Origin of the sequence: Paenibacillus sp. YPG26, from assembly GCF_023704175.1 — a bacterium.
In the GTDB taxonomy this organism is placed as follows: Bacteria; Bacillota; Bacilli; order Paenibacillales; family Paenibacillaceae; genus Fontibacillus.
Genome location: NZ_CP084530.1, coordinates 1,152,275 through 1,172,983 on the forward strand (window position 1 = coordinate 1,152,275; position 20,709 = coordinate 1,172,983).

At 49.2% G+C, this 20,709-nt stretch carries 17 protein-coding genes and 1 other annotated feature; all 17 genes read left to right on the forward strand.

Features of this window, described 5'->3' with window-relative positions:
- The first annotated feature begins 275 nt into the window (after positions 1-275).
- Positions 276-866 (forward strand): ATP-dependent Clp endopeptidase proteolytic subunit ClpP, encoded by a 591-nt coding sequence (gene clpP, locus LDO05_RS05360; RefSeq protein WP_251377857.1) that lies wholly within the window; start codon positions 276-278, stop codon positions 864-866.
- Between the two features lie 16 nt (positions 867-882).
- Positions 883-2,139, forward strand: coding sequence for an ATP-dependent protease ATP-binding subunit ClpX (gene clpX / locus LDO05_RS05365; protein ID WP_251377858.1), 1,257 nt, complete (start codon positions 883-885; stop codon positions 2,137-2,139).
- A gap of 113 nt (positions 2,140-2,252) precedes the next feature.
- Positions 2,253-3,365 (forward strand): flavodoxin-dependent (E)-4-hydroxy-3-methylbut-2-enyl-diphosphate synthase, encoded by a 1,113-nt coding sequence (gene ispG, locus LDO05_RS05370; RefSeq protein WP_251377859.1) that lies wholly within the window; start codon positions 2,253-2,255, stop codon positions 3,363-3,365.
- A 159-nt stretch (positions 3,366-3,524) separates the two neighbouring features.
- Entirely contained in the window at positions 3,525-5,234 is a 1,710-nt protein-coding gene (gene lonB, locus LDO05_RS05375) for an ATP-dependent protease LonB (RefSeq protein ID WP_251377860.1), read from the forward strand.
- 158 nt (positions 5,235-5,392) lie between these two features.
- On the forward strand, positions 5,393-7,732 hold the full coding sequence (gene lon / locus LDO05_RS05380) for an endopeptidase La (RefSeq protein WP_251377861.1): 2,340 nt from the start codon (positions 5,393-5,395) through the stop codon (positions 7,730-7,732).
- Positions 7,733-7,747: 15 nt separating this feature from the next.
- Positions 7,748-8,374: a ribosome biogenesis GTP-binding protein YihA/YsxC gene (yihA, locus tag LDO05_RS05385; RefSeq protein ID WP_251377862.1), complete on the forward strand. Its 627-nt coding sequence runs from the start codon at positions 7,748-7,750 to the stop codon at positions 8,372-8,374.
- Positions 8,375-8,613: 239 nt separating this feature from the next.
- The gene (locus LDO05_RS05390) at positions 8,614-9,201 is read left to right on the forward strand and encodes a non-ribosomal peptide synthetase module (protein ID WP_251377863.1); all 588 of its coding nucleotides are present in this window, start codon (positions 8,614-8,616) and stop codon (positions 9,199-9,201) included.
- A 229-nt stretch (positions 9,202-9,430) separates the two neighbouring features.
- Positions 9,431-9,832 (forward strand): adenosylmethionine decarboxylase, encoded by a 402-nt coding sequence (gene speD, locus LDO05_RS05395; RefSeq protein WP_251377864.1) that lies wholly within the window; start codon positions 9,431-9,433, stop codon positions 9,830-9,832.
- A 253-nt stretch (positions 9,833-10,085) separates the two neighbouring features.
- Positions 10,086-11,474, forward strand: a complete 1,389-nt coding sequence (gene hemA, locus LDO05_RS05400) for a glutamyl-tRNA reductase (RefSeq protein ID WP_251377865.1) — start codon at positions 10,086-10,088, stop codon at positions 11,472-11,474.
- A 119-nt stretch (positions 11,475-11,593) separates the two neighbouring features.
- Positions 11,594-12,316, forward strand: coding sequence for a cytochrome c biogenesis protein CcsA (gene ccsA, locus LDO05_RS05405; protein WP_251377866.1), 723 nt, complete (start codon positions 11,594-11,596; stop codon positions 12,314-12,316).
- A gap of 29 nt (positions 12,317-12,345) precedes the next feature.
- The gene (locus LDO05_RS05410) at positions 12,346-12,975 is read left to right on the forward strand and encodes a precorrin-2 dehydrogenase/sirohydrochlorin ferrochelatase family protein (protein WP_251377867.1); all 630 of its coding nucleotides are present in this window, start codon (positions 12,346-12,348) and stop codon (positions 12,973-12,975) included.
- A gap of 21 nt (positions 12,976-12,996) precedes the next feature.
- Positions 12,997-13,950 (forward strand): hydroxymethylbilane synthase, encoded by a 954-nt coding sequence (gene hemC, locus LDO05_RS05415; RefSeq protein ID WP_251377868.1) that lies wholly within the window; start codon positions 12,997-12,999, stop codon positions 13,948-13,950.
- A gap of 7 nt (positions 13,951-13,957) precedes the next feature.
- Positions 13,958-15,508 carry a uroporphyrinogen-III C-methyltransferase gene (gene cobA / locus LDO05_RS05420; protein ID WP_251377869.1) on the forward strand — a complete coding sequence of 517 codons (1,551 nt, stop codon included), beginning with the start codon at positions 13,958-13,960 and terminating at the stop codon, positions 15,506-15,508.
- 43 nt (positions 15,509-15,551) lie between these two features.
- Entirely contained in the window at positions 15,552-16,556 is a 1,005-nt protein-coding gene (gene hemB / locus LDO05_RS05425; protein ID WP_251377870.1) for a porphobilinogen synthase, read from the forward strand.
- Between the two features lie 44 nt (positions 16,557-16,600).
- Positions 16,601-17,902, forward strand: coding sequence for a glutamate-1-semialdehyde 2,1-aminomutase (gene hemL / locus LDO05_RS05430; RefSeq protein ID WP_251377871.1), 1,302 nt, complete (start codon positions 16,601-16,603; stop codon positions 17,900-17,902).
- The gene (locus LDO05_RS05435; RefSeq protein ID WP_251377872.1) at positions 17,899-18,804 is read left to right on the forward strand and encodes an RluA family pseudouridine synthase; all 906 of its coding nucleotides are present in this window, start codon (positions 17,899-17,901) and stop codon (positions 18,802-18,804) included. Before hemL ends, LDO05_RS05435 begins: the two co-directional genes overlap by 4 nt.
- A 111-nt stretch (positions 18,805-18,915) precedes the next feature.
- On the forward strand, positions 18,916-20,181 hold the full coding sequence (locus tag LDO05_RS05440; RefSeq protein ID WP_251377873.1) for a LysM peptidoglycan-binding domain-containing protein: 1,266 nt from the start codon (positions 18,916-18,918) through the stop codon (positions 20,179-20,181).
- Positions 20,182-20,294: 113 nt separating this feature from the next.
- Positions 20,295-20,546 (forward strand) — a binding site (T-box leader).
- The last annotated feature ends 163 nt before the right edge of the window (positions 20,547-20,709 follow it).

Consider the following 20,709-nt stretch of genomic DNA (forward strand, 5'->3'; position numbering starts at 1 on the left):
TTTTTGCTTAAATCAATAAGCTGATTCAGCATATATATAGTTACACTGTAAGGGATAACCTTAAGGCACGTATTTCAAATGCGTGCCTTATTTTTCACTAAGAAAGAATACATTTTCTTCCATCGCGTTCTGCTAACTCTGTAATTACCTGTGTGAAAAATGACAGAGGTCTGTGAACATGATAAAATAGGAAATGTGATATACAGGATGACCTTAGTGTATGCTTATTGGGGCTCTGTATAGATAATACGAATAGAGAAAAGAGGCTTGGGACTATGAGTATCGTACCTATGGTTATAGAACAAACGAGTCGGGGAGAACGATCTTACGATATTTATTCCAGACTTCTTAAGGATCGTATTATCTTTCTCAGTAATGCAATTGACGATGAAGTAGCAAATATCGTAATTGCCCAACTCTTGTTCTTGGCAGCCGAAGATCCTGAGAAAGACATCCATTTATACATCAATTCGCCTGGTGGTTCTATTACAGCAGGTATGGGTATATATGATACAATGCAGTTTATACAACCGGATGTTTCTACCATCTGTGTTGGTATGGCAGCGAGCATGGGCTCATTGCTGCTTACTGCGGGAGCACCAGGCAAGCGTTTTGCCCTGCCAAACAGTGAAGTGATGATCCACCAGCCTCTAGGTGGAGTGCAAGGTCAAGCCTCAGATATCAAGATTCATGCAGAATGGATCATTAGGACAAAACAAAAGGTCAACCAAATATATTTGGAACGTACCGGTCAAACTCTGGATAAGATTGAACGGGATACAGACCGCGATTACTTCATGAGTGCGGAAGAAGCACAGGCCTATGGAATTATAGACCAGGTCATTAACAAACCCATTAAATCTTAAAGGGGTGTAACCATACATGTTCAAATTTAACGAAGAAAAAGGACAACTGAAATGTTCTTTCTGTGGTAAGTCACAGGAACAAGTACGCAAACTTGTAGCCGGACCAGGCGTTTATATATGTGATGAATGTATCGAGCTATGCACGGAGATCGTGGAAGAGGAGCTCGGTCATGAGGAAGAGTTTGATTTGAAGGAAATTCCAAAACCTCGTGAAATTCGTGACATTCTTGACCAATATGTAATTGGGCAGGATCAGGCTAAGAAGTCTCTGTCGGTAGCGGTATACAACCACTACAAACGGGTGAATACACAGAGCAAGATTGAAGATGTGGAGCTTCAAAAGAGTAACATCCTGCTCCTTGGACCTACGGGTTCCGGTAAGACTCTGCTTGCCCAGACTATGGCCAAAATTCTTAATGTTCCTTTCGCTATTGCCGATGCAACCTCGCTTACTGAAGCAGGTTATGTGGGTGAAGATGTAGAGAACATTCTGCTGAAGTTAATCCAGGCTGCCGATTACGATGTGGAGAAAGCAGAACGCGGGATTATCTATATCGATGAGATTGATAAAGTTGCCCGCAAGTCCGAGAATCCATCGATCACCCGTGATGTATCAGGTGAAGGTGTGCAGCAAGCGTTGCTTAAGATTCTTGAAGGGACTGTAGCTTCTGTACCTCCGCAAGGTGGACGCAAGCACCCTCATCAAGAATTTATTCAAATCGATACTACGAATATCCTGTTCATTTGCGGCGGTGCCTTTGATGGACTGGAACAAATGATCAAGCGCCGTGTAGGTAAGAAAGTTATCGGATTCAATGCGGCTGCTGACGGTCAGAAGGATCTTAAGCCAGGTGAATACCTGGGAATGGTTCTTCCGGAAGACCTTCTCAAATTCGGACTTATTCCTGAATTTGTGGGTCGTCTGCCGGTCATCTCCACATTGGAGCCGCTGGATGAGACTACGCTGGTTCGTATTCTATCCGAGCCGAAGAACGCTTTGGTGAAGCAGTACCAGAAGCTTCTTGAACTCGACAATGTGAAGCTTCAATTTGAGCCAAAGGCCTTGGAGGCTATTGCTCGCGAAGCGATCAAACGGAACACAGGGGCGCGCGGTCTTCGTGCAATTATTGAGGGAATCATGTTAGATGTGATGTATGAAGTTCCTTCACGCGATGATATCACGGACTGTGTAATTACCGAGAAGGTTGTTGAAGAGAAAGTGGTTCCTGAGCTCCAGGTTCAGAAGAAGAACAAACAAGAAGAGAGCGCCTAAGCCTAAGGCTGATTAGCAAAGTGCTTGATTAAATAATATGCTGAATCTCCACCCTAATGGTCCTTCGGGGCCAGCGATAGGGTGGAGTTTGGCGTTATGGGAGAGACCTGAACATGACATTCTTGAGACAAGATACCCGGCCTGTCAAGGTGGGGAATCTGACCATTGGCGGCAGTAACGAAGTGCTTATTCAGAGTATGTGTACAACAAAGACAGCAGATGTGGAAGCTACTGTAGCCGAAATTTTACGTCTGGAAGAAGCAGGTTGTCAGCTGGTACGTGTAACCGTGAATAACGAGGAAGCTGCTGCGGCGATTAAGGAAATCAAGAAGAGAATTCATATCCCTCTAGTTGCAGATATCCACTTCAATCACAAGCTTGCGCTTCAAGCCATCGAGAACGGCATAGATAAGGTCCGGATTAATCCGGGGAATATCGGCCGCAGGGAGAAGGTAGAAGCTGTAGTGAAGGCTTGCAAGGAAAAGGGAATCCCTATCCGTATCGGGGTAAATGCGGGCTCACTGGAGAATCATCTCCTTGAGAAATATGGATATCCAACTCCGGAAGCTATGGTAGAGAGTGCGCTTTACCATATAGGGATTCTGGAGGAACTGGATTTTCACGATATTATTGTCTCCTTGAAGGCATCAGATGTGCCTATGGCCATTGCTGCATATTCCAAAGCTGCAGAAGTTATACCTTATCCGCTCCACCTGGGTATTACCGAAGCAGGGACTCTATTCTCAGGTACAGTGAAGAGCGCCGCAGGTATTGGCGCATTGTTATCCATGGGAATAGGATCGACTGTACGGATCTCGCTTAGTGCCGATCCGGTTGAGGAGGTTAAGGTTGCCCGGGAGCTGCTGAAGACATTCGGCCTGATCTCGAATGCTGCTACGCTCGTATCTTGCCCGACCTGCGGACGTCTGGATATTGATCTTTTCTCGATTGCCAACGAGGTTGAGGAGTATATTTCCAAGATTAAGGTTCCGATCAAAGTATCTGTACTTGGCTGTGCCGTTAACGGTCCGGGGGAAGCCCGTGAAGCCGATATCGGGATTGCTGGCGCACGCGGGGAAGGTATGCTCTTCCGGTACGGAGAGATGATCCGTAAAGTGCCGGAAGCGGAGCTTCTGTCGGAGCTTAAGAAAGAGATTGACCATATCGTGGAAGTATATGAGGCAACGGGGGAAATACCTGGCCGCAAGGAACATAGTGTGCGATAAAGAGGATAGCCGTGAACGGTTCTGAACCGTTTGCGGCTTTTTTACTTGCTAATATTGTTAATCATTCCTGTCCAAAAAACCTCATCCTTGGCGTTTACCCTTATCCAAAAAGGCTATACTACCAAGTAACAGGTGTTGAAAATGGGAGGTTGGTTAAACATGGATTTGAGTATGATCATTATGGCGGTACAACTGTTCTTTGCAGTAGTTATCGGGATATATTTCTGGAACCTGCTCCGCAGTCAGAAGGGCAACCGGAGTGCGGTAGACAGGGAGTCCCGCAAGGAGATGGATAAGCTCAGAAAGCTGAGAGCCGTCTCGCTCACAAAGCCATTGGCAGAGCGTGCCCGTCCTGCGGCGATGAGCGATATTGTCGGCCAGAAGGATGGCCTTAAGGCTCTGAAGGCTGCCTTGTGCAGTGCGAACCCTCAACATGTCATCATATATGGACCTCCCGGAGTGGGTAAGACAGCAGCTGCAAGAGTTGTCATGGAAGAGGCGAAGAAGAATCCCCATTCTCCATTTCGGTCAGATGCTAAATTTACTGAGATTGATGCCACCACAGCAAGATTTGATGAGCGGGGGATTGCTGATCCATTGATTGGATCGGTCCATGACCCGATATACCAGGGTGCAGGCGCAATGGGCGTGGCTGGTATCCCCCAGCCGAAGCCAGGCGCCGTGACCAAAGCTCATGGAGGAATTCTGTTCATCGATGAGATTGGTGAACTGCATCCGGTGCAAATTAACAAGCTGCTCAAGGTGCTTGAGGACAGGAAAGTATTCCTCGAAAGCGCATATTATAACTCGGAGGACAACGGAACCCCGGCTTATATCCATGATATATTCCAGAACGGGCTTCCTGCTGACTTTCGCCTGGTGGGAGCTACAACACGCTCGCCACAAGAGCTGCCGCCTGCGTTAAGATCCCGCTGTATGGAGGTATTCTTCCGTCCCCTTCTTCCAGATGAGATCGCCCAAATTGCGGAGGACGCGGTGAAGCGGATTGGACTTGAGCCTTGCGGTGAAGCCGTGGATGTCATTAAGAAATTCGCCACGAATGGCCGGGAAGCCGTCAATATGGTACAGCTTGCTGCAGGACTTGCTCTGACGGAGAAGCGAAACCACCTGCTGGCATCGGATCTGGAGTGGGTCGCTACAAGCAGCCAGCTTGTGCCCAGACCTGAGCGTAAGATTTATGAACATCCTCAGGTAGGTGTGGTGAACGGGTTGGCTGTATATGGGCCCAATATGGGTGCCCTGCTGGAAATAGAAGCTACAGCTGTTCCAGCCGAGAGGGGCATGGGGAGCTGTAACATTACAGGAGTTGTAGACGAGGAGGAGATTGGAGGGGGCAATCGCACCCTTCGCCGGAAGAGTATGGCCAAGGGCTCTGTAGAGAACGTTTTGACTGTACTTAAGAGCATTGGACTGGATCCCTCACATTATGATCTACACATTAATTTCCCAGGCGGAACGCCGATTGACGGACCTTCTGCCGGTCTCGCCATTGCCACGGCAATTACTTCGGCGATACGGAATATAACGGTCGATAACCGCATAGCCATGACCGGAGAGCTTGGCATCCACGGTAAGGTCAAGCCGATCGGCGGCGTGGTGGCGAAGGTGGAAGCAGCTTTTCAGGCTGGTGCAACAACGGTATTGGTTCCGAGAGAGAATTGGCAGAGCCTGTTCGAGGATTTGAACGGGGTTAAGGTGATACCGGTAGAATCGGTAAAAGAAGCGTTCCAGCATGTGTTCGGTCCCGAAGCCGGGCGCAGCTTTGGATTAACGACTGCGGGTGAGATATTTACTCCGCCTGCGCCTGCTTTTTTCCAAGTTGAATCCCCCCATACGGAATCACTATAAGAGTCGAGCGGCTGTCTGGCAGCCGCTCTTCGTTGGTGTTTTAAAGGAACATTTGCTAAAATAGGAATAATATCTCCTGAGAAACCTGAGTTTTTAGGGGGGAACCATCAGGCAGACGCAACATATAAAAGCTGAGAACCATTGGAGGTGCGATAGCGATGGGAACCCACAAATTAGGTAAAGGTCGTCGTTTTCCTTTGCTGCCACTACGGGGATTGCTAGTATACCCTAGTATGGTCCTGCATTTGGATGTAGGACGAGAGAAGTCCGTTAAGGCATTGGAAAAGGCGATGGTTGATGATAATTTAATACTCCTGTGTTCTCAATCCGAAGTGAACATCGAAGAGCCTACCCAGGAGGATATATTCCGAATTGGTACGGTGGCTAAGGTCCGTCAGATGCTGAAGCTTCCTAACGGAACGATCCGCGTTCTTGTTGAAGGGATGGAGCGGGCCGAGATTATTCATTATCTGGATACAGAAGAGTACTATGAGGTTATGGCAAAAGAACTGCCTGAGGAGGAATCGGCCGACCCTGAGGTGGATGCCTTAATGCGTACGGTTCTTACCCAGTTTGAACATTATATTAATTTGTCCAAGAAAGTAACTCCCGAGACGCTTGCCGCTGTCTCGGATATCGAGGAGCCGGGGCGCCTGGCCGACGTGATTACAAGTCACCTGTCCCTGAAGATCAAAGACAAGCAGGAGATTCTGGAGACAATTGATGTTCAGAAGCGGCTGGAGAAGCTGCTTGATATCCTGAATAATGAACGTGAAGTGCTGGAACTCGAGCGCAAGATCAGCCAGCGGGTCAAGAAGCAGATGGAGAAGACGCAGAAGGAGTATTACCTGCGCGAGCAGATGAAGGCGATCCAGAAGGAGCTTGGTGAGAAGGAAGGCCGGGCAGGCGAAGTGGAAGAGCTCCGAGGTCAAATGGAGGAGAAACAGCTCCCTGAGAAGGTTCGCGAGAAGGTTGAGAAGGAGATTGACAGGCTTGAGAAAATGCCGGCCAGTTCAGCAGAAGGCGGAGTAATTCGCAACTATGTAGATTGGCTGCTCAGCCTGCCATGGTCGAACCAGACGGAGGACGATCTTGACCTTGCGAAAGCAGAACAGATCCTGAATGATGACCATTATGGTCTCGACAAGCCCAAGGAACGTGTGCTTGAATACTTGGCTGTACAGAAATTGGTCAAGAAGCTGAAAGGACCTATTCTATGCCTTGTAGGGCCTCCAGGAGTCGGTAAAACTTCCTTGGCGCGCTCCATCGCACGTTCGCTGGGCAGAGAATTTGTACGAATCTCTCTTGGCGGGGTCCGGGATGAAGCGGAAATCCGCGGTCACCGGAGAACTTACGTAGGCGCTATGCCTGGACGTGTTATTCAGGGCATGAAGACGGCAGGTACTCTTAATCCGGTCTTCCTGCTTGACGAAATTGACAAGATGGCATCGGATTTCCGGGGAGACCCTTCTGCGGCGCTTCTTGAGGTGCTTGATCCGGAACAGAACAATACATTTAGCGACCACTTCATCGAAGTTCCATTTGATCTGTCCAACGTGATGTTTGTAACGACAGCGAATGCGGTTCATAACATTCCGCGTCCGCTTCTCGACCGGATGGAGATGCTCTATATTCCGGGGTATACAGAACTTGAGAAGCTTCAGATTGCCTCGCGCTATCTCCTGCCTAAGCAGAAGAGGGAGCATGGATTGAGTTCAGAGCAGCTCATAATTGGCGAAGAAGCTCTGCTGAAGACTATTCGGGAGTACACGCGGGAGTCGGGTGTCCGTAATCTGGAGCAGCAGGTTGCCGCACTTGCCCGCAAGGCGGCCAAGCGGATCGTCTCTGAGGAGATTGAATCGGTGGAGATCCTTCCTGATAATATAAAAGATTACTTGGGTGTGCCTAAATTCCGGTATGGCGTTGCCGAGCTCGAGGATCAGATTGGTACGGTAACCGGGCTCGCCTGGACAGAGGTTGGCGGTGAGACACTGATTATCGAAGTTACAGTTGTACCTGGAACCGGTAAGCTGACGCTGACCGGGAAGCTTGGGGATGTGATGAAGGAATCCGCCCAGGCCGCATTCAGTTATACGCGCTCCAAGGCGAATGAACTTGGAATTCCGGCCGATTTTCATGAAAAGAACGACATTCATATTCATATCCCCGAAGGCGCTATTCCCAAAGATGGCCCTTCGGCAGGTATTACGATTGCTACTGCCCTGATATCGGCACTGACGAACAAGCAGGTCTCCAAGGATGTAGCCATGACCGGGGAGATTACACTCCGCGGCCGCGTGCTTCCAATTGGCGGGCTGAAAGAGAAGTCGCTTGCAGCTCACCGGGCAGGCTACAAGAAAATTCTGCTGCCTAAAGATAACGAACGTGATCTGAGTGACATTCCGGAGAGTGTGCGAAATGATATGACCTTCGTACCGGTCTCACATATGGATCAAGTATTGAAACATGCGCTTACTGAACAAGTTGAAGTGCACTAGAGAGGAAACACTAGGATGAAAGTAACAAGTTCTGAATTTATTATCAGTGCTGTAAGGCCTGAACAATACCCTGAGGACGGCTTGCCAGAGATTGCTCTGGCTGGCCGTTCCAATGTAGGTAAGTCCTCATTGATCAACCGTATGATTAACCGCAAAAATCTGGCCCGGACCAGTTCTACGCCGGGTAAGACCCAGCATCTCAATTACTACCGTATCAATGATGCGCTATATTTTGTAGACTTTCCCGGATATGGCTACGCCAAGGTGTCCAAGGTACAGCGCCAGGTATGGGGGAAGATGATTGAAGAGTTCCTGACGATTCGTGAACCACTGAAGCTGGTGCTTCTCATTATTGACCTAAGGCATCCGCCATCCAAGGACGATGAGTTAATGTATGACTGGCTCAAGCACTATGATCTGCCCGTGTGTGTAGTGGCGACTAAGGCGGACAAGATTCCTAAGAGCCGTTGGCAGAAGCATATCAAAATCATTCGGGATGCGCTTGTGATGCGTGCAGGCGATGAACTTATCATGTTTTCCTCAGAAGCAGGTATTGGTAGAGATCAGCTTTGGAGTTTAATTAGCAGACACATTGAAGATCAAGACTCGGAGGTTCCGGAGGCAAGCCCTTCTTCGGACTGAATAAGAAGTGATGATATGGAATGAGCAGAAGCTCAATCCATGTATTTCGCGAAATTAAGAGGGAATGGGAGAAGTTCCAGCAGGAAAGTGAGCAAGTTAAGGGATTTCTGCTTCTTAGCTGACCAAATTCCGTTTTTTTCTAAAATTCGCTGAAAAATCATGATTTAATTACCGAGCAATTGCTTTAATGAGTAGTGTATAATTAACTACAAAGGATCAAAAGAATTGAGGAGATTTTTATGGCTCAGCGGTTAGCCACAGAGTACATTAAAGCCAGTTTGCGATTGACGGAAGTTCAAATGGCCGAATTTATTCACAGAATAGGCGATCCCCACGTGAGACAGCGGGTCAAGGTGCTGGACGGGGGAGGACAGGAAGTAGTTCTGGAAGATGACCAGGGTGAGGAACTGCATCTGCCTTTTGATCGTAAGGACGGTTATTACATCTGTGAAGCATCTTTCCGCTTAATAAATCCTCCTATTACTAATGTTATGCGCCAGTTGTTCGCAGCCTATAAAGGTTCCGGTTTAGTGAACCGGGTTTATAATGGATTTATGGTCACTTATTATTATGAAGATGGCCAGGTACGCAAGATTATGGAATACAATGGGGACTCCTGCAAGCTTATATTTGAGTATAAGAACACAGTTGAAGAACTGCAGCGTTTATTCCGTTCAAGGGAAGTAGAGCTGGAGATTGGCCGGATTCATCGTACGATTAATAATCTGCTGGATCAGCGCATTACATCGAAGGATGAGCAGCTGACTATCCAAATTGACGAAGAGCTTCGCAGAAATACACGCCGATTGTTCGTACTTGAGGCATAAGATCGTCCGCCCTGAATAATGGGCGGTCTTTTTTTTGATTAAAGTTCTAAAAGGTATTGCATTTGTCCTGAATAGATGTTATTTTTAATCTCGTTGAAAAGAATTTAGGAACCAGGATTCACTCAGGACATTATGTTACGAGAGATTTTTCCCTCGGGAAGTGAATGACGTAGGTCCTAGCGGATGAAATTTTTCAAACATTTTATTCCTAGGAAGGGGGAACCGGAAGATGGAATATTCAACTTTCGGAAGACACGTTGCTGTTGATACTTGGGGAGTCGATTTTGAGGTGCTGAATAATGCGGAGCTGTTACAAGCTCATATGGTGGAAGCCGCCGAAGCATGTGGCGCCACAGTATTATCAGTGCAAGCCAAGCAGTTCGAACCACAAGGGGCTACGGTCCTTGTAATGCTGTCAGAGAGCCATCTCTCGATTCATACTTACCCTGAGAGAGGTTTTGCAGCTGTTGATTGTTACACATGTGGAGATACAGTTGACCCACAGCTCGCCATTGATTACCTGGTATCCATTTTGAAGCCGGAGAAGACTTACGCGAAGAAGTTGATTCGTGGACTTGGAGAACTTCAAGTTGAGACTCCTGCTATGCAGCAGCAAGCTGAGCTCGTCTAACCGGAGTATGATTGACTAACTACGATAACATTTGTATGTACTTCACACGGGATATAGTGTGGGACAATGAAGTAACCATGGAGCTATCCATGGTTATTTGTTTTAATATCTGTCTATTCTGTTATTATTCTCTACATGAGAACTTCATAAACAATTCATAATAAACGCCGGGGAATACGGTGCAAATGTGATATAATTAACAACGTGAGACATACTAATTTTACTGAACTATCTTAAGGCAGGAGGACTTGCAATGCACATTGTCGTAGTCGGATTGAACTATCGAACGGCGCCTGTGGAAGTTAGGGAACGCTTTACATTCGCAGACAAAGATATGCCGGCAGCGCTGTCGGAGTTGAAACGTACCAAAAGTGTATTGGAAGGCGTTATTATAGCCACCTGCAACCGCACGGAGATCTATGTAGTCGTTGACCGGCTTCATATGTGCGGGTACTTCATCCGCAGCTTTATTGAACAATGGTTTGGGGTGTCGCGTCAGGAATTCACCCAACATTTATATATGTATGAAGATGATCAAGCGATTCGGCATTTGTTCCGTGTAGCCTGTGGACTCGATTCCATGGTGCTTGGAGAGACGCAGATTCTGGGTCAGGTGAAGACGAGTTTTTTACAGGCCCAGAGTGAGAAGGCTACGGGAACTTGGTTCAATATGCTGTTCAAGCAAGTCATCACGCTGAGCAAGCGCGCCCATTCAGAGACGGCAATTGGAGAAAGTGCAGTCTCTGTGAGTTATGCGGCAGTCGAGCTTGGCAAACGGATATTCGGTGACTTCTCCGGAAAGAGTGTCCTTATTCTCGGCGCGGGCAAGATGAGCGAGCTTACCGTCAAGCACCTTTATGCGAGTGGAGCTGAGCAGGTGCTTGTGGCCAACCGCACTTTTGCACGGGCGCAGGAATTAGCTGGTAAGTTCAATGGAACTGCATGCACCATGCAGGAGGCCATGGCACAGTTGAAGAACGTGGATATCATCATCAGCTCGACAGGAGCAGAGGGGTATGTCCTAACCTCGTCAGAGGTGGCCCAAAGTATGAAGAAGCGCCCTTCACGTCCGCTCTTCATGATCGATATTGCCGTACCGCGGGACATTGATCCTTCCATCTCGGAGCTGCCAAATGTATTCTTGTATGATATTGATGATCTTGAAGGAATTGTGGAGAGCAACCTGGAGATGAGACGGGCAGAGGCGATGAAGATTGAGAGTATGATTGACCACGAGATGGCGGTGTTCGCGAACTGGCTTCAGACGCTGGGAGTTAAGCCTGTGATTCGTGCCCTTCAGGAGAAGTCCTCTACGATCTACGAGGAGACGATGGAGAGCATGTTCAACAAGCTTCCTGAACTGAATGATCATCAACGAACAGTTATCCGCCGTCTTACGAAGAGTATCGTGAATCAGATGATGCACGACCCGATTAACCGGATCAAGGAAATGGCCGGGGAGAAGCAAGGGGAACAGGCGCTCGAGATGTTCACCCAGATTTTTGCCTTGGAGCAGCAGATTGAATCGGCAAAGGCTGTAGAAGAGAGTAACAATCCGCCAGCGGATACAATGAAAGTGTCAACCGCCTCTAAGGCGTCCAATCAAGACAAAGCGCTAAAAATAGCGCAGGTGTCTATATAAGGCGGTGATCAGCCTTGACGCTGCTAAGTGAAATTTATGATGCTATAATCTATATATATGCCCTGAGCCTGCTGTTTTATTTCTCGGATTGTATTCGCCGCAATGGGAGTGCAAAGCGAATGGGCGCAGGGCTTCTTGCTTGTGTGTTCGCCTTGCAGGTTACCAGTTTCAGTATGTGGCTTTGGCAGGACGGTACGAATGCGCTGCTCTCCAATTACAACTATGTGTTTCTTGTCTGTCTGAGTCTGGTTACCGCGGCCTTTGTTCTTACTTTTCGTCAAAAAACAGAGTTCACGGTGCTTCTTATCAGCTTGGTGGGTTTTGTGTTAACGGTATTAAATAGACTGAGCTACAGATCGGTGGATTATTCTTTCCATCACTACCAGTCTTTTAGAGGCTTGATCACGCTTCACGTTACGCTTGCGGGTATTAGCTACGCGGCCTTGACGTTGTCAGCTGTGTTTGCCTTCATGTATCTGTTTCTCCACCGGAAACTCAAACGAAAGACCTGGAACGATACGGTAAGAAGGCTGCCGAGCCTCGAAGCGTTGGAGAATTATATTAATATTTCCATGCGCTGGGGCACTTCACTGCTGGCTGTATCCTTGATTGTCGGAGTATCCACAGTGGCTGCCGAGAGCCGATGGGACCTGTTGGTGGACAAAAAAATGTTTTTCACTTTCATTGCTTTGGTGGTCTACACCTTCTATTTTGCAGGCCGAAAAATGAAAATATACAGCGGCCGGGTTATGGCTAAATGGGCAATTGCCGGTTACATCGTGACCATAGCCAATTACTTGCTGAACTCCTGGTCAGCATTCCATCATTGGGCGGGAAAGTAGGTTCTCAAATGGAGAAATATATACCGATTATGATAAAAGCTGAGGGTCTGCGCTGTGTAGTGATCGGCGGAGGATCAGTGGCTGAACGTAAAACAATGCAACTGCTTAAATCCGGTGCGGATGTTAAGCTCATAAGTCCGTCTGTAACCGGACCGCTTCATCAAGCTGCCCATGAAGGCAGCTTGATTTGGTATAACCGCTGCTTTATGGAAGGTGATTTGGAGGGTGCATCTTTGGTGTATTCAGCCACGGACCAAGCTTCGGTGAATGAGCAGGTAGCGCATGAAGCAGGCCGGCTAGGAGTTCCTGTGAACCTATCAGGCCCTGGCCTTGGAGGAACGTTCATATCTCCAAGCGTCGTCAGACGGGGAGACCTGGTTATTGCAGTCAGCACATCTGGAGCCGGTCCTGCTGCAGCGGCAAGGATTAGCCGTGAAATTGATCAAAGCTACGGTGATGAATACGAGACGTATATTGACTTTTTGAGCAGCATTAGAAGTATGGTTAAATCAACGGTTCCAGATGGGGGAAGAAGACGCGGGCTGCTTAAGGCGGCAGCCGAGATGGATATACTGAGTGATATTCGCAGCGGCGTGTTCCAGCCATGGAGTGAGCAGCAGATTAAGGCCTGGATCAAGGGTAATATATCTTATAATTAATACATAAAGGAGCTTGAGAAGATGCGCAAGATTATAGTTGGGACAAGACAAAGTCAGCTGGCATTAACTCAGACCGGACAGGTGATTGAGGCTTTGAAGGAACTGTGCAAGCTTCATTCCCTGCCTTTTGAATTCGATATCAAGAAAATCGTAACCAAGGGTGATCGTATCCTTGATGTCACGTTGTCTAAAGTTGGCGGGAAAGGGCTCTTTGTGAAAGAGATCGAGCAGGCGATGCTCGATGGGGAGATTGACCTTGCTGTTCATAGCATGAAGGATATGCCTTCCGAGCTGCCTGATGGCCTGATGAACGGGGCAGTCCCTAAGCGCGTAGACTACAGGGATGCGCTGATCTCCAAGGGAGGCTTGACACTTGACGAGCTCCCGCAGGGGGCCAAAGTGGGTACCAGCAGCCTGCGCCGAGCCAGTCAGCTTAAGGCTTATCGTCCTGATCTGAACATTGAGGCCATTCGCGGCAATATTGACTCCCGTCTGAAGAAGCTGGAGACCGAAGGCTTTGATGCGATTATTCTGGCCGCGGCGGGTCTGTTCCGCATGGGCTGGGAGGACCGTATTACTTCCTACCTTCCTGTAGATATTTGTCTGCCAGCGGTAGGACAAGGGGCGCTGGGTATCGAATGCCGCGAAAATGACCAGGAAGTCCGGCATCTGCTATCGCTGTATAATGATCCTGAGACTGCATTTACCGTGGCTGCTGAGCGGAGTTTCCTTGGAGCTCTAAATGGAGGCTGCCAAATCCCGATTGGGGCTTTTGCGTCTTTGGTTCATCCAGAGACTCAGGAATCCGGCAGTGAAAGCCAGCTTGAACTTACCGGGTTAGTTGGCTCGCCGGACGGAACTGTCATTCTTAAAGAAAGCTCAACGGGTAACGACCCGGAATTGCTGGGAAGAGAAGTGGCTTCCGCCCTCCGATCCAAGGGTGCGGAGGAAATATTGTCTGAAGTTAGGGGATGAGATAATCATGGCGGGGAGAGTATATCTTGTTGGAGCAGGACCTGGTGATGCCAGACTTATTACGTTGAAGGGTCTTCATTGTATTCAGAGGGCAGATGTTGTAGTGTACGACAGGTTGGCCAGCCCCAGACTTCTGAAGCATATGAAGCGTGGAGCGGAGAAAATCTATGTCGGCAAACGAACTGACCGTCACACGATGAGGCAGGAGGACATCAATCAGCTTCTGGTGGATCTGGCTCTTGAGGGAAAGATTGTTACCCGCCTTAAAGGCGGAGATCCCACGATTTTTGGCAGGGTTGGAGAAGAAGCGGATCTGCTTCGCCAGAACGGAATTGAATACGAGATTGTTCCCGGGATTACCTCCGCTATCTCCGTTCCTGCATATGCCGGAATTCCGGTTACACACAGGGATTATGCATCCTCACTCTCTATAATTACCGGACACGAAAGTCCGGATAAGCTGGAGCATTCGATCCAATGGGATAAAGTGACTCAAGCTACTGGAACGCTGATTTTTATGATGGGCGTATCAAATATCGGTTATATCAGCCGGCAATTAATCAAGCACGGACGACCTTCTGACACGCCGGTTGCGCTGGTCAGATGGGGGACAAGAGCTGAACAGGCAACCCTTATAGGGACACTGGCGGATATCGAGCAAAAGGTATTAGAGGCGAATTTTCAACCCCCTGCAGTTATTGTCGTTGGTGATGTAGTTCTGCAGCGCGATAAGCTGAAATGGGCGGAATCACTGCCCTTATTCGGCAAGCGGATCTTGGTCACACGCTCGCGGTCTCAGGCCAGTGAACTGGTCGAGAGAATTGAGGACCTTGGCGGAGAGCCTTATGAATTCCCTGTAATTGAGACGCGGCTTCCAGAAAGTGAAGAGAGCAAGCAAGCGGTTGCGGATGCTATGACGAAGCTGGATTCATATAACTGGGTTTTCTTTACCAGTGTGAATGGGGTTAAATACTTCTTCGAGCATCTGTACCATCAGGGTAAGGATATCCGCTCCCTTAATGGCGCGCGTATTGTCGCTGTAGGTCCGGCAACCAAGGATGAGCTGCAGCGCAGAGGGATTACGGCTGAGGCTCTGCCGGAACGGTTCCAGGCAGAAGGACTTGCAGAGGCTTATGGAGAGCAGCTTGAGGCCGGTCAGACCGTTCTCCTGCCAAGGGGGAACCTGGCTAGAGCCTGGCTGCCGGAATTCATGCGTGAGAAGGGACTATCGGTGACGGAAGCTGTAATGTATGAGACTGTGGCCGTAAGCGAAGAAGATGATGAACTGCTGAAATTGATCGAAAAGGATCGAATTCATGCGATTACATTTACCAGCTCTTCAACGGTTCGGAATCTGGTTGAGGCGCTTGTGCGTCTGGGACTTAAGGATCCGGTGCTAGCGTTAAGCAATGCGGTCGTTGCATGTATAGGTCCGGTGACCGCAGCAACTGCTGAAGAGTACGGATTTAAGGTTGCGATGGTGGCTGAGGAAGCGACACTGGATGGCCTTATTCATTCATTATGCAATTGGAACATGGGCACCTTATCAGAACAATAGGCGTTATCATATACTTTGATATCATTAAGGAGGCAACACTACAGTGGCATTTCCAATTGTTAGACACCGCAGATTGCGTCAAAATGCTGCCATTCGGGGACTTGTGCGTGAGACAGTGCTCACGGTTGATGATTTCATACAGCCTATCTTTATCACCTATGGCAGTGGAGTGAAGAACGAGATCAGCTCCATGCCGGGAGTGTTCCATTTCTCTCTGGACACGCTGGAAGAGGAGCTGAAGGAGATTGTAGAACTCGGTATTTCTGCAGTTCTTCTGTTCGGGATTCCATCTGAGAAGGACAGCGTAGGCTCTTCGGGCTTTGATGAGAACGGAATTGTCCAGGAAGCTACCAGAGTCATCAAGTCCTTGTATCCAGACCTGCTGGTTGTGGCTGATACTTGTCTTTGTGAATTCACGGACCATGGACACTGCGGGATGGTACATACCTTTGAACGCGATGGCCTTGTGCATGGTGATGTCCTGAATGACGAGTCTTTGGAACTGCTGGCACGAACGGCAGTATCTCAAGCCCGGGCGGGAGCCGATATTATAGCTCCTTCGAATATGATGGATGGATTCGTGTACGCTATTCGCAAGGGACTTGACGAAGCTGGATTCTCGCATGTTCCTATCATGTCTTACTCGGTAAAATATGCTTCAGCCTTCTACGGCCCATTTCGTGAAGCCGCAGACTCCGCTCCCCAGTTCGGAGACAGGAAGACCTACCAGATGGACCCTGCGAACATCCGCGAAGCGCTTCGCGAGGCTGAATCTGACGTGCAGGAAGGCGCCGATATGCTGATGGTGAAGCCTGCGCTTGCTTTTATGGATGTAATTCGCGTACTTCGTGACCAATTCGACCTTCCGCTTGTAGCTTATAATGTCAGCGGAGAGTACTCCATGGTGAAGGCGGCTGCTCAGCAGGGCTGGATTAATGAGAGGGCGATTGTGACGGAAATGCTGCTCGGTATGAAGCGGGCGGGTGCGGATATCATTATTACGTACTTCGCTAAAGATATGGCCCGCTGGCTGCGGGAGCGTAATTAGACTGGCTTGGCAAATCAATCATTGAGGTAAGGAGTGTCTCTGGCATGAGCAACAATTCCGCAGGCCGCCGTGATGAACAGTCACGCCAGGCTTTTGATCAGGCGAAGAAATATATCCCCGGGGGTGTCAACAGCCCGGTTCGCGCTTTTAAATCCGTAGGACTAACGCCAATATACATCGAACGGGGCGAAGGCCCACGTGTCTTTGATATTGATGGCAATTCTTTCATTGATTATGTAGGCTCGTGGGGGCCTCTCATTATGGGACATGCCCATCCGGAGGTAGTTAAGAACGTGCAGGAGGCGGCCGCTAAAGGGACAAGCTTCGGCGCGCCCACCCTGCTTGAGACGGAGATGGCCAAGCTCGTAACAGAACGTGTTCCATCGATAGATATTGTGCGCATGGTTAGTTCAGGAACTGAGGCTACGATGAGCGCGATCCGCCTCGCCAGAGGATATACGGGCCGCAGCAAGATTATGAAATTCGAAGGCTCTTATCATGGTCATGCAGACAGCCTGTTGATCAAGGCCGGCTCAGGTGTTGCGACACTTGGCCTGCCTGACAGCCCGGGCGTACCGGAAGGTGTGGCCGCTAACACGATTGCTGTGCCTTACAATGATTTGGAATCGGTTAAGCTTGCTTTTGAAAAATTCGGGGAAGAGCTTGCAGCTATCATTGTAGAGCCTGTAGCCGGAAATATGGGCGTTGTGCCTCCGCTTCCAGGATTCCTGGAAGGGCTTCGGGAGATCACGAACCAATATGGAAGTCTGCTGATCTTTGATGAGGTCATGACAGGATTCCGTGTTCATTTGAACTGTGCGCAAGGCCGCTATGGTGTGACCCCCGATCTTACCTGTCTGGGTAAAGTGATTGGAGGCGGTCTTCCAGTTGGCGCATATGGCGGCCGCCGGGAGATCATGGAGCAGATTGCACCGTCGGGCCCTATTTACCAGGCGGGTACTCTTAGCGGGAACCCTCTGGCTATGACTGCGGGCTTCACCACCTTGTCGCTGCTCACACCAGAGGTGTACGAACGGCTTGAGGTTCTCTCCGCAAGGCTGGAAGCAGGTCTTGCTGCCAATGCGAAGGAGAAGGGAATCCCCCTGTCCATTAACCGTGTCGGTTCTATGGTATGCCCATTCTTCACAGATGAGAAGGTCATTAACTATGAGACAGCGAAGACAAGTGATCTTAAGCTGTTCAATCGATACTTTGCGGCATTGGTGGACGAGGGAATCAGCGTTCCTCCATCCCAATTCGAGGGTATGTTCGTCTCGGGCGTTCATACGGAAAAAGACATTGATGCGACGATTGAAGCGAACCGTCGTGCTCTCCAGAAGATATGAGTTATAGAGGAAGTGCGGTCAGACGCGGAGAGTGGCTGGAAGTGATGCCAGGCAAGCTTCCTCAGCATCCGGACAGTCCACGGTCCGCTGTACGCCAGTGGCTGATCGATACGCTGGGAATGCCTCCTAAGATGCTCAGCAGATTGGAACACGAGGACGGAATCAAGCTGGCAGGGGACCGTATTCGGATACGGCTCTTCCCGCCTCGTGACTATGGTTTTGAGCCTTGTTGGACTGGAATTGATGTGCTGTATGAGGACGATTATTGTCTTGTAGTGCATAAGCCGGCAGGTATGAAGGTTCACCCGACAGGAGATGAACGGCAGCCGACACTCGCCCATGTGGTAGCGGCCCATTATATGGGCCAGGGCGAGCAGGCTGCCGTTCGCCATATCCACAGGCTCGATGAGTTCACTTCCGGGCCGGTTCTATATGCCAAGAATGAATTTGCGCAGCTTATTCTTGATGAGGCGATGAGTACGAAGAAGATTGAGCGTGTCTATGTTGCTGTGGTTCAAGGAATTGTACAAAGTCCGGCCTTCCGGGTGGAAGCGCCAATTGGACGGGACCGCCATCACGCGAAGCGCCAGCGGGTCTCGGATACAGGCAAGCCCGCAGCAACCCTGGTGACTCTTCTGGACACCCTGAGAGACGCCAGTCTGGTGCGCTTGACACTAGAGACGGGAAGAACCCACCAGATCCGTGTGCATATGAGTCATATAGGCCATCCCCTTATAGGAGATGCGTTGTATGGGGGGAGTACCCGATACTTCAATTACCAGGCCCTGCATGGAGAATCCTTAATTTTTCCGCATCCTTTAACTGGAGAGATACTGAACATCAAGGATCCTTGGCCCGAAGAATTTATAGAGCTGCATCGCAGGCTGTTACCGGAATCCTAGAGAGAAACTTGCGATACTGTCAAAAAAGAGTGGCATGCTCTCCTTTTTGAAGCATATAGATTAAACGAGTGAGAAACCTTGTTTGGATATGCGTATAAGGAGGTTATACCCTTGGCAGATCAATCCTATGGGTTAAGGTTCGATATCTATGAACGTGTTCATCTATCGGAAGAAGTCATTGGCATTCAGGAACTGGTTGAGCTGGAGCTGCTACCAAGAATTCAGGTCGTTCCAGGTGATGAATATGCATCGCTGCGGGGGCATTTGCATGTGTCGGGTCTATATCGCGGGGATGGGGGAACACAGGAGCTGACCCATCTCATTCCTGTTGAAATTACAGTTCCGCTGAGCCGGGTCAATCGGCTTGAGGATATCACTGTCGAGATTGAGAATTTCGATGTTGATGTACTGAGTCCGCACAGCTTGAACATTACGGGTGTTCTGTCTTTGCGTGGAATTGAGACGATTGCTTATGTTCCGGGAACCGGGGAATGGAGCGATGAGGAATATTCGGTATCCCATGAGACCCAGCGTGAGGAACAGGAGGAAGGTCTGGAGGCTCTTGTAGATCAGGAGGACAGATTAGATGTCCGGGAAGAGGCCTCTGCTCCTTCCGCGGTTCAATTCGATCCGCCAAGCTCAGAGCCTATCTGGTCGCTTCCAGAGCTTGTGCAGCAGAATGATTCCTCTCCCCCGTCGAAAGAGAGAGAGACTGCACTGGAATCAGCCCCCGCATCCTCGCTCTCGCCGTTATGGGCGGACAAGGAATCATTTGCGGATACGGGTTCAAAGGTGGATACGGATGAAGAGCCTCGGACATTATCGCAAGAACAACAGCCTGTGAAGACTGAGTTACAAGAGGCTTCGAACCTGTGGCATACCGGGCAGCCTGCACAGGAGCAGATCGTGCTTGATGAAGGCGACAGAGTCTACACGGCTGAGGAGTATCTCGAGAATGTCCAGGAGCTTGAGGCTGCTGAACCCGTAATTGAACCTCACGTGGAAGACCGGCCTGAAATGAAAATTGCGCTTGGCAGCAAAAAGCTGACGGACCAGGCCTCAGTTGACCATGTTCCTCTTAGTACGCTTCTTCAGTCGGGACGTCCGCCCAAAGAACCGGAAGTGTTGGAGACCTCGGTGCAGGACACCCAGGAACTCCTCACCGAGGATAAGGAGGATGTACGCTGGAAGAGCTTGTTCATCTCGGGCGTACAGGAACAGACACCCTTCCGGCAGGTAAAGCTTGTGATCGTACAGCGGGAAGAGACCATTGATGTAATTGCGGACCGCTATCAGATTAATCCGCGGGAGCTGCTACTGTACAACCGGTTGTCCGAGCAGAGCTTGGAGGAAGGCCAGGTTCTTTATATTCCCTAATACCTTGAAGAGCCTGTGGTGTGTGCACAGGCTCTTTGCCATGTATAGGAGGGATCTAAATGCCTATTATTGACTATCGCTGCCATCCAAGTTATTATTATAGGGATAAATAAGCAAAGACATCGAACGGGAATAGTAGGCAGTGTGCCCTTCAGAGAGCGGAATTGCAGGCGCTGTGAGGTTTCGCAGGATGCAGCTGACCGAAGTCGCCCGGGAGTCGTCCATTTGAGCAGGATTAGTTCTGTCAGAATGGGCCGGTTACAGCCGTTATCTGTCTGAGTGTCGCGAATAAGAGCTGAAGATAGGCTAAGGTCTGTTCGCGAAACAAAGGTGGTACCACGAAAGATAAGCCTTTCGTCCTTTGAGACGAAGGGCTTTTTTTGTTTTTTTTACTTATTCCGCTTTTAATATGGATTGAACAAAAGACTGCGTGTCGGTTACCTGCCGCAATAAGTGGTTGCCAGGTTCCAGACGTTCATCTTTGATTCATTCCATTTAATATGGGAATAATTGCAGGAAAATGGGATC

Bases quoted from the DNA above. Each gene is read 5' to 3' on its own strand.
- clpP (WP_251377857.1), top strand. From the start codon at position 276: ATGAGTATCGTACCTATGGTTATAGAACAAACGAGTCGGGGAGAACGA.
- clpX (WP_251377858.1), top strand. From the start codon at position 883: ATGTTCAAATTTAACGAAGAAAAAGGACAACTGAAATGTTCTTTCTGT.
- ispG (WP_251377859.1), top strand. From the start codon at position 2,253: ATGACATTCTTGAGACAAGATACCCGGCCTGTCAAGGTGGGGAATCTG.
- lonB (WP_251377860.1), top strand. From the start codon at position 3,525: ATGGATTTGAGTATGATCATTATGGCGGTACAACTGTTCTTTGCAGTA.
- lon (WP_251377861.1), top strand. From the start codon at position 5,393: ATGGGAACCCACAAATTAGGTAAAGGTCGTCGTTTTCCTTTGCTGCCA.
- yihA (WP_251377862.1), top strand. From the start codon at position 7,748: ATGAAAGTAACAAGTTCTGAATTTATTATCAGTGCTGTAAGGCCTGAA.
- LDO05_RS05390 (WP_251377863.1), top strand. From the start codon at position 8,614: ATGGCTCAGCGGTTAGCCACAGAGTACATTAAAGCCAGTTTGCGATTG.
- speD (WP_251377864.1), top strand. From the start codon at position 9,431: ATGGAATATTCAACTTTCGGAAGACACGTTGCTGTTGATACTTGGGGA.
- hemA (WP_251377865.1), top strand. From the start codon at position 10,086: ATGCACATTGTCGTAGTCGGATTGAACTATCGAACGGCGCCTGTGGAA.
- ccsA (WP_251377866.1), top strand. From the start codon at position 11,594: ATGGGCGCAGGGCTTCTTGCTTGTGTGTTCGCCTTGCAGGTTACCAGT.
- LDO05_RS05410 (WP_251377867.1), top strand. From the start codon at position 12,346: ATGATAAAAGCTGAGGGTCTGCGCTGTGTAGTGATCGGCGGAGGATCA.
- hemC (WP_251377868.1), top strand. From the start codon at position 12,997: ATGCGCAAGATTATAGTTGGGACAAGACAAAGTCAGCTGGCATTAACT.
- cobA (WP_251377869.1), top strand. From the start codon at position 13,958: ATGGCGGGGAGAGTATATCTTGTTGGAGCAGGACCTGGTGATGCCAGA.
- hemL (WP_251377871.1), top strand. From the start codon at position 16,601: ATGAGCAACAATTCCGCAGGCCGCCGTGATGAACAGTCACGCCAGGCT.
- LDO05_RS05435 (WP_251377872.1), top strand. From the start codon at position 17,899: ATGAGTTATAGAGGAAGTGCGGTCAGACGCGGAGAGTGGCTGGAAGTG.